The following is an 8,811-nucleotide window of genomic DNA, read 5'->3' on the forward strand; positions in this document are numbered from 1 at the left end:
GCCGCTCACTCGGCGTCCACCTCCTCCTCGCCTCACAACGCATCGACGACGGCCGCATGCACAAACTCGAAAGCCACCTGTCCTACCGCATCGGGCTACGCACCTTCTCCGCCATGGAAAGCCGGTCGGTGATCGGCGTACCCGACGCGTACCAGCTGCCCAACGCCCCCGGCAACGGCTACATGCGCTCCGACGTCGCCACCCTCATGCGGTTCAAGGCCGCGTACGTCTCCGGGCGCTACCGGCGGCGCACCGCCGAGCAGCGGCAGGAGGAGGTCCGCCGCCAGGTCGTGCCGTTCAGCGCCTCGCACGTGGCGGTGCCGGACATCGCGCTCGCGACCGAACCCGAGCCCGCCGTCACGGCGGCGATCACCGGAGGCGAGGACCAGGTCGAGACCCTGCTGCAGGTGGCGGTCGGGCGGCTGCGCGACGCCGGTCCGCCGGCGCACCAGGTGTGGCTCCCGCCGCTCGCCGACCCGCCCACACTGGACCAGGTGCTCCCGCCGCTCGTACCCGACCCCGTCCTCGGCCTGACGCCGGCGACCTGGCCGGGGCGCGGTCGCCTGATCGTGCCGGTCGCGGTGGTCGACAAGCCGTATCTGCAGGTACGCGACCTGATGATGGCCGACCTGTCCGGCGTCGGCGGCCACGTCGGCATCGCCGGCGGTACCCAGTCCGGCAAGAGCACGCTGCTGCGCACCCTCATCTCCGTGCTCACGCTCACGCACACGCCGGCCGAGGTGCAGTTCTACTGCGTCGACCTCGGCGGCGGCACCCTGGCGACGCTCGGCGAGCTGCCGCACGTCGGCGGGATCGCGGGCCGGATGGACGTCGAGCGGATCAGCCGGACGATCGCCGAGGTGCAGGCCGTGCTGAGCCGGCGCGAACGCCTCTTCGCCGAAGAGGGGATCGAGAACATGGCCGCGTACCGCGAGCTGCGGCGCGCGGGCCGGTTCCCCGACGACCCGCACGGCGACGTCTTCCTCGTCGTCGACGGCTGGGCCTCACTGCGCGCCGACTTCGAGGAGCACGACGCGCCGATCCGGCAGCTCGCCGCCCGCGGGCTGACGTACGGCGTGCACCTGATGCTCAGCTCGGGCCGCTGGTCCGACATCCCGAGCGCGCTGCGCGACCAGCTCGGCACGCGTCTGGAGCTCCGGCTCGGCGACTCGATCGACTCGGTGATCGACATGCGTGCGGCGGCGCGCGTGCCGCGTGCCCCGGGCAGCGGGCTCACGATGGACAAGATGAACTTCCTGGCCGCCATCCCGCGCATCGACGGCCGCTCCCGTACCGATGACCTGGCGACCGCGACGCGCACGATGGCCGAGAGCGTGGCCGACTGCTGGGACGGGCCGGTCGCCCCGCCCGTACGCATGCTGCCCGCGGTGCTCCCGGCCGAACGCCTGCCCGACCCGGGCGGGCGGATGCGCGTGGCGCTCGGCTGGGGCGAGGCCGACCTCGCGCCGGTCTGGCACGACTTCGACACCCAGCCCCACCTGACCGTGCTCGGCGACACCCAGAGCGGCAAGACCGGCGTGCTGCGCCTGATCGCCCAGGCGGTGCCGCGCGCGTACCAGCCGGGCGAGGCCGAGGTCGTCCTCATCGACTCGCGGCGCGCGCTGCTGGAGGTCGTGCCGGAGGAGTACCGCCTCGGGTTCGCGTTCTCCTCCACGGCGGCGACCGAGATCGTCAACGGCCTGGCGACCCGGCTGCGCGACCGGATGCCCGGCGCGGACGTGACGCCGGCGCAGCTCGCCCGGCGCGACTGGTGGTCCGGCCCGGACGTGTACATCTTCGTGGACGACTACGACCTGCTGACCGGCGCGATGGGCGGCCCGCTGAACGCCCTCATCGACCTGCTGCCGCAGGCCGCCGACATCGGGCTGCACGTGATCCTGGCCCGGAGCGCGGCCGGCTCGGGCCGCCTCTCGATGGACGCGGTCGTACGGCGGCTGCAGGAGTCCAACACGCCCGACCTGGCGCTGTCCTGCCCGCCGAACGAGATGCCGTTGCTCAACGGCATGCGCCCCCGGCAGTTCCCGCCCGGCCGCGGCCTCGTGGTCACCCGCCGAGGCGCTACCCAGCTCCAGGTCGGCTGGCTCCCCCCGGCCGACCCCGAGACCGGAGCCGGCCGATGAACCCCACGACGACCACCGGAGACCTGCGTGCGGACGGCGCGCCGCCCACGGCGGCCGTCACCGGCACCCGCCGGAGCCCGGCGGGCGCACCGCTCTCCGCACCTGGGAGCCATCGATGAGCGCCGTGCGACGGCTCGCGGCGATGCTCGCGGGGACCGCGCTGGCGGGTGCGCCGTTGCTCGGCGGGACACCGGCCTCGGCGGCGGGCGAGCAGAAGTGCGCCGCGCCGGCCAGGACCGTCGTACGGGACGCGCCCTGGGCGCAGCGGGCGCTCGGGCCGGACCGGGCCTGGGTGCTCACGCGGGGCGGTGGGCTCGTCGTCGGCGTGGTCGACACCGGCGTGAGCGCGGCGTCCCCCGCGTTGGCCGGGGCGGTGCTGCCCGGACGCGACGTCGCCACGAACCGCGCCGCGAACACCGACTGCCGCGGGCACGGCACGTTCGTCGCCGGGCTCCTGGCGGCGCGGCCGATGGACGGCCGCGGCCTGGTCGGGATCGCGCCCGCGGCTCGCGTGCTGCCGATCCGCGTCTCCCCCGATGAGAAGCAGGTCGACGCCGGCCGGCTCGCGGCCGGTATCCGGGCCGCCGTGGACGGCGGGGCGCGGGTCGTCGCGGTGGCCGTCGGCGTGGCGACCGCGCCGCCGGCCCTGCGGGCGGCGGTCACCCACGCCCACGACCGTGACGTGGTCGTCGTCGCCTCGACCGACGCGCCCGACGCGATCTCCTCCGACAGCGGCGGATCGGTCTTCCCTGCCGACCTGCCCGGTGTGATCGCGGTCGCCTCGATCCAGTCCGACGGGAGGCCGGCGTCGAGCGGCGCCGGCGCGTCGCCGGCGATCGCCGCGCCGGGCGCCGGTCTGGTGAGCGTCGCCCCGCAGGGGAACGGGAATGTCACCGCGTCCGGTGGCGGTGTGGCGGTCGCGTTCGTCGCCGGGGCGGCCGCGCTCGTACGCGACTACCGGCCCACGCTCAAGGCCGACGAGGTACTGCACCGCCTGGAGGCGACCGCCGACCATCCGACCGGGCGCCTCCCCGACCCGCAGCTCGGCTACGGCATGGTCGACCCGGTCGCGGCCGTGACGACCGCGCTGCCGGAGGAGTCCGGCGAGGCCGCGCCGAAGCCGCAGGCCAGGCCGGTGAAGATCGTCATTCCGGCGCCGAAGGACCGCAGCGGCGAGCACCTCGCGCTCGTCGCCTCGGCCGCGGTGGCCGGGGCCGCGGCCCTGGGCGGTCTGGTCGTCGCGACGGTCCGGCGCGGCCGGCAACGTGGCTGGCGGCCAGGGGGTGCCGAAGGCGGCTGAGCGGTCTTGGAGATACGGACCAGCTCTAACCGGAGTTAGAACCCGGCATCGAAGTACCGGTTTCGCCACAGGAGCCGGGCCACCCGCGAGCGGCGGGATCGGCCCGGCTCTTCGTTCTCGGCCGGAGGCGACGGCCGGCCGCCTCGCCCGTACGGTCGCGGTTTCCGCACGTCACGGCGGAGAAGAAGCGAATGCGTGCCCGTACTGAACCGGCCGGCCCACCGCAGCCGTACCAGCCGCTGGCGGGCCGGAGTCCGGCGATACGGGGGGCGCTTCGTGCTACCAATCTGTTACGACCGATAAAAGTTTGTCGCACAACATCGCTTGACTCACTAGTGCTCGCCCGTACTCTGTGTTGGAGTTCGGTATGAGATATTGGTAAAACCACATCGAACGGAGCGTCTCGTGACTGTCTCCTCTCCGTCCGGCTCCCCTATCGGCCGTGACGACGAACTGGACCGGCTCCGCCATCTGCTGCATGACGCGATGGACGGCGCGGGCCGTTCGGTGTGGATCGAGGGTGAGCCGGGCATCGGCAAGTCGGCGCTGCTGGAGTCGTTCCTGAACGAGGCCGCGGCCCTCGGCTGCCGGATCCGGGTCGCCACCGCGGAGGAGTTCGGCCGCCGGCTGCCCTTGCACGCGATGCTGGACTGTCTCGGCGCCGAGCCGGGATCCGGCGATCCGGAGCTGGGCGAGATCGCCGCCCTGCTGTCGTGCGACGGCGCCACCGGACGCCCGCCCGACCCGGTCGCGGTGGCGGCGGAGCGACTGCTCAGCCTGGTGGACCGGCTCAGCACCGACGAACCCCTGATCGTCGCCGTGGACGACCTGCAGTGGGCCGATGAGGCCAGCATCCTGCTGCTGCACCGGCTGAACCGGCTCGCCCAGCGCAGGCCGCTCCTGGTCATCGGCGCGTGCCGCCCCGTACCCCGGCGCTCGGACCTCGTCACGCTGAAGCGCGGCCTGGCCCACGCCGGCGCCGAGGTCATCACCCTCGCGCCGTTGCCGCCGTCCGCCGTGACCCGCCTGACCACCCAGCTCACCGCCGAACTCACCGGCGCCCACCTGCTCGGCGTACGGCTGCGCCGCGCCGCCGAGCTCGCCGGCGGCAACCCCGCGTACCTGCGGGAGATGGTCGACACCCTGATCCGCGAGGACCGCGTACGGCGGCAGGAGGACACCGCGGAGCTCACCGGCGAGGCCGGTACGGGACTCCCCCGCGCGCTGACCGACGCGATCTCCGACCGGCTCGGCTTCCTGTCCGCCGACACGACCGACCTGCTGCGGTCGGCGACCCTTCTGGGCTCGGCGTTCTCCGTCACCGACCTCGGCGCGATCGTCGGCCGGTCCGCGCTGGAGCTGACCGCGGCCCTCGAAGAGGCCACCGCAGCGGGCGTGCTCACCGAGTCGGAGGTGCTCCTGGCGTTCCGGCACACGCTGATCCGCCAGGCCCTGTACGAGCGGTCGCCCGCCGGGCTGAGGCTCGCGTTGCATCTGCAGGCCGCACGCGCACTCGCCGACGCGGGGCTGGCCGTCGAGCGGGTGGCCGAGCAGCTGCTCGCCGCGCTGCGCGGCCCCGACGCCGTACCCGTCGTGGACGGCTGGACCGTCGACTGGCTGCTCAGGGCGGGCCGGCGGCTGGTGACCCGCGCGCCGGAGGACGCCGCGGAGCTCCTGCGGCTGGCCGTCGCGTACCTGCCCTCGGACGATCCCCGCCGGGAGTCTCTCGAGGTCATCCTGGCCCCCGCACTCGTCCTGCTCGGCCAGCGCGGCGAGGCGATCCGGCTCGTCGAGAAGGTGCTGGCCGCCACCGTCGACCCGGCGCGGGCGGCCGAGATGAGCTGGACCGCCGGCTGGGCGATGACCGACGACCACCGCCACGAGGCGGCGCTGGCCGTGCTCGGCCGCGCGCTGCAGGTACCCGGCCTGGACGACGTCTGGTCCGCGCGCCTGCACGCGATGCTGGCACGTGCCGCCATCGCCGACGGCGACCTCACCCAGGCCGAGGCCGCCACCCGGCTCGCGCTGGCCGAGGCCGACCGGTCCGGCGACCGGCAGGCCGCCGCCGGAGCGCTGAACGCCGCCGGCATCCTCGCCACCCACCACGGCGACCTGGACGCCGCGGCCGTACGGTTCGGCCACGCGCTGGCCATCGCCGAGCAGTGCGACGATCCGGAGACCCACGAGCTGCGGCTACGGCTGCGGCAAAGCCGCGCGTACGTCCTGCTCGCCCAGGAGCGCCACGCCGACGCCGACCTCGCGGCACGCGAGCTCCTCGCCGAGGCCGAGCGCAGCGCGTCGCCGCCGCGGCTCGCCTGCGCCCGGATCCTCATCGCCGAGGTGCACTACCACGCCGGCCGGTGGACCGAGGCGGTCGCGCAGCTCGACGCCGCGGCCGCGTCGGACGACCTGATCCCCGCCGCCGACCGGCAGTGGCTGCACGGCCTGGCCGCGGTGATCGCGGTCCACCGCGACGACCAGGCGACCGCCGAGGCACACCTGAGCGCGGTACCGGCCGTGGCGACGGTCTACGCCGGCGCGCAGTACGTACCGCTGGCCCGCGCGCTGCTGGCCGAGCGGCGCGACCTGACCGACGAGGCGCTGTCCATCCTCACCGGCCTGCTCGACCGCACGGGCGTACGCCCCGCGTACCACCGGCACATCTGGCTGCCCACACTGCTGAGGCTGGCCCTGGGCGACGGGAACGCCGAGCTGGCGCGCGCGGTCGCCACGGCCGGCTCGGCGGTTTCGACGGACCGGCCGACCTCCAGCCTGGCCGCGGTGGCCCGGCACTGCGCGGGCCTTCTCGAGTCCGACCACGTCACGCTCACCCTGGCCGCCGACGCGTACCGCGCGGCGGGCCGCCCGCTGCACCTGGCGCAGACCCTTGAGGACACCGCGGTCGTGCTCGCCGAACGCGGCGACGCGCGCGCGGCGCGCGCCGCGCACGCCGAGGCGGCGGAGCTGTACACCGGCCTGGGCGCCACCTGGGACCTCCTGCGCGCCGACACCCGGCTCCGCCGGCACGGCGTACAGCGGAGACGCGGCCCACGCCGCCGCGCGGTCACGGGCTGGGACGCCCTGACGCCGGCCGAACTCACGGTCGCCCGCCTGGTCGCCGAGGGACGGCCGAACCCCGACATCGCCGCCAACCTGTTCGTCTCCCGGCGTACGGTCGAGGTGCACGTGTCCCACATCCTGGCCAAGCTGGGCGTACGGTCCCGCGTGGAGATCGCCCGCGAGGCGGCACGGAGATTCGCCGCCGCGATGGAGGAACACGCCCTCTCGGTACCCTCCGCCCGCGCCGGCTGAGTCACGGTCAGACGCGAAGAACGCGAGGGCCCCCGGGACCGGAGGACGGCGCGGGACGCGACCGGCCTGAGAGCGCGACGAGCCCAGGGCGTCGGAACGCGAGGTCCGCGGGGTCCGCGCCGGCCGGGCGTATCGTCCCCGGGGTGCGGATCAGCTGCGACGCCGCACGAAGGTTCGCCACCGAGGTGGCGGGGAACACCCCGCCCAACTGCCCCACCTGGGCCGACTTCGACGGGGCGCGTCAGGCGCGAAGGACGCGGGGGCCCGCCAGGCCGATCGCGGCGGCGGCGCCGTCGTCCAGGCCGGCATCGGTGACCAGCAGATCGACGTCGGCCAGCGACCCGAAACGGGCCAGGGAGTCGTTGCCGACCTTCGTGTGGTCGGCCAGCAGGATGGAGCGCCGGGCCGCGCCCATCATCGCGGCCTTCACCGAGGCCTCGCCGGGGTCGGGCGTGGTCAACCCGCGTTCCAGGGACAGCCCTCCGGCGCCCATGAAGGCCGCGTCGACGTACATCTGCGACAGCGGCTGCAGCAGCCAGTCGTCGACCGTGGCGAACGTGCTGCGGCGGATGCGGCCGCCCAGCAGGATCACGGTGAGATTCGCGCGGGGGGCCAGGAGCACGGCGAGCGGCAGGGAGTTCACGATGACGGTGAGCTCGCGGTCCGCGGGAAGGATCTCGGCGAGCCGTCCCGTGGTCGAGCCGGCGTCGACGATGATCGCGCCCTCGTTCGGGACCTCCGCCAGAGCGGTCTTGGCGATGCGCTCTTTCTCTGTGGTCATGAGGGAGTCGCGCGCCGAGAGCGCCGGGTCGACCGGAGGCCGGCCCACGGCGACGGCCCCGCCGTACACACGCCGTACGGTGCCCGCACGCTCGAGGACTGTCAGATCGCGCCGGATCGTCTCGCTGGTGACCGCGAACTCGTCGGCGAGGTTCATCACGTCGACGCGCCCGTCCGCACGAGCGCGTCTGAGGATCTCCTGCTGGCGCTCCTCCGCTTGCATGGTGTGGTTTCACCACCATTCACTGTTGAAACCATCATCCACGCCGAAGGGGGAAGCGGTCAAATCTCTGCCCGTCCTCCGGAGCGCGGGTAAGCGCTATCCACCCAGGTCAGACCGGTAGGTGGCCACCTGCAGCCACCGGCGCGCCGCACTCACCCATCCGCGCCGGCCGCCCCTTCCACGGTTGCACCCGGCGCAGAGGGAGCCGTGCGCGGCGTGGCCGGAGCCGGGCGTCCGGCCGGTGGACGCGTGCTCGCGCGCACCCCCACGACGTCCCCCGACACGACCGACCCGCCTCCGGCAACCGGCGCCGGCCGTACACGCGGCCTACCGGGCATCCGCGCCACCTGGCGTTCCCGGGCGCCCGTGCCCGTCAGCACGAGTTCGACGTCCGCCCCCTCCCCCGGTACGGCCGAGCCGGCGCGGACCGGGAAGTAGACGACGCTCTGGCCGCCGGGGTCCAGCGGGGGCACGACGACCGCGCGGCCGTACGTCTCCTGTCCGGTCGTCCGCAGCGCCGACGGCTCCCAGTCCTCCTCGACCACGACGCCGCCCCGCGCCAGCGCGTCACGGCTCGCGTCGGTGACGTCGAGGACCGTTTCGTAGCCGAAGGCGCGGTAGCCGGAGTTGCGTACGGGGACGGCCAGGTACCGCGCCCCGTCGTCGCGCAGGTTCTCGCCGACCAGGCACGGCGCGGCGGTCACCTCGAAGGTCGCTCCGACGAAGTCGAGCAGCAGCACCAGGTCGTTCGGGTGTGAGTCGCCCGGCCAGTAGTGGTCCTTGGACGCCACGATCCGCGACGCGCGGCCGTCGCGGTCCTTCACCGGGTCCGCGTGGACGTACTCGCTCGTCTGCCAGCCCCGCCCCCAGTCGTGCTCGACACCGAGGCTCCAGCGCTCGCCGCTCATCGTCTCCGAGGCTCCCACGACGCCGGGCACGATGCCCTGCGCCGCCCCCGTGACGACGACGCGCTGGGCCCAGTCGGAGTCCTTGCGGATGACCGTGACACGCCAGCTTCCCTGCAGGACGACGCTCCTGCTCATACCTATCTCACC

General features: G+C 74.4%; 5 protein-coding genes. 3 read left to right on the forward strand and 2 right to left on the reverse strand.

The genetic code is table 11. The features are described 5' to 3' along the window. The 3 genes from eccCb to QWU11_RS34115 form a co-directional block, all read left to right on the forward strand. A partial coding sequence (gene eccCb / locus QWU11_RS34105; protein ID WP_290118616.1) for a type VII secretion protein EccCb occupies positions 1-2,141 on the forward strand: 2,141 nt, incomplete at its 5' end. 115 nt (positions 2,142-2,256) lie between these two features. Beyond that, positions 2,257-3,441 carry a S8 family serine peptidase gene (locus tag QWU11_RS34110; RefSeq protein ID WP_290118617.1) on the forward strand — a complete coding sequence of 395 codons (1,185 nt, stop codon included), beginning with the start codon at positions 2,257-2,259 and terminating at the stop codon, positions 3,439-3,441. Positions 3,442-3,846: 405 nt separating this feature from the next. After that, positions 3,847-6,753, forward strand: a complete 2,907-nt coding sequence (locus QWU11_RS34115; protein ID WP_290118618.1) for a LuxR family transcriptional regulator — start codon at positions 3,847-3,849, stop codon at positions 6,751-6,753. Positions 6,754-6,994: 241 nt separating this feature from the next. On the opposite strand, the gene QWU11_RS34120 is transcribed toward QWU11_RS34115, so the two are convergent. Continuing rightward, positions 6,995-7,756 (reverse strand): DeoR/GlpR family DNA-binding transcription regulator, encoded by a 762-nt coding sequence (locus tag QWU11_RS34120; RefSeq protein WP_290118619.1) that lies wholly within the window; start codon positions 7,754-7,756, stop codon positions 6,995-6,997. A gap of 152 nt (positions 7,757-7,908) precedes the next feature. Further along, positions 7,909-8,799, reverse strand: a complete 891-nt coding sequence (locus tag QWU11_RS34125) for a hypothetical protein (RefSeq protein WP_290118620.1) — start codon at positions 8,797-8,799, stop codon at positions 7,909-7,911. Positions 8,800-8,811: the final 12 nt, after the last annotated feature.

Source organism: Actinomadura sp. DC4 (genome assembly GCF_030406325.1).
Taxonomy (GTDB): domain Bacteria; phylum Actinomycetota; class Actinomycetes; order Streptosporangiales; family Streptosporangiaceae; genus Actinoallomurus.

What these genes read in the sequence shown, in the direction of transcription:
- QWU11_RS34125 (WP_290118620.1), bottom strand. Translation starts at nt 8,799, where the DNA reads ATGAGCAGGAGCGTCGTCCTGCAGGGAAGCTGGCGTGTCACGGTCATC.
- QWU11_RS34120 (WP_290118619.1), bottom strand. Translation starts at nt 7,756, where the DNA reads ATGCAAGCGGAGGAGCGCCAGCAGGAGATCCTCAGACGCGCTCGTGCG.
- QWU11_RS34110 (WP_290118617.1), top strand. Translation starts at nt 2,257, where the DNA reads ATGAGCGCCGTGCGACGGCTCGCGGCGATGCTCGCGGGGACCGCGCTG.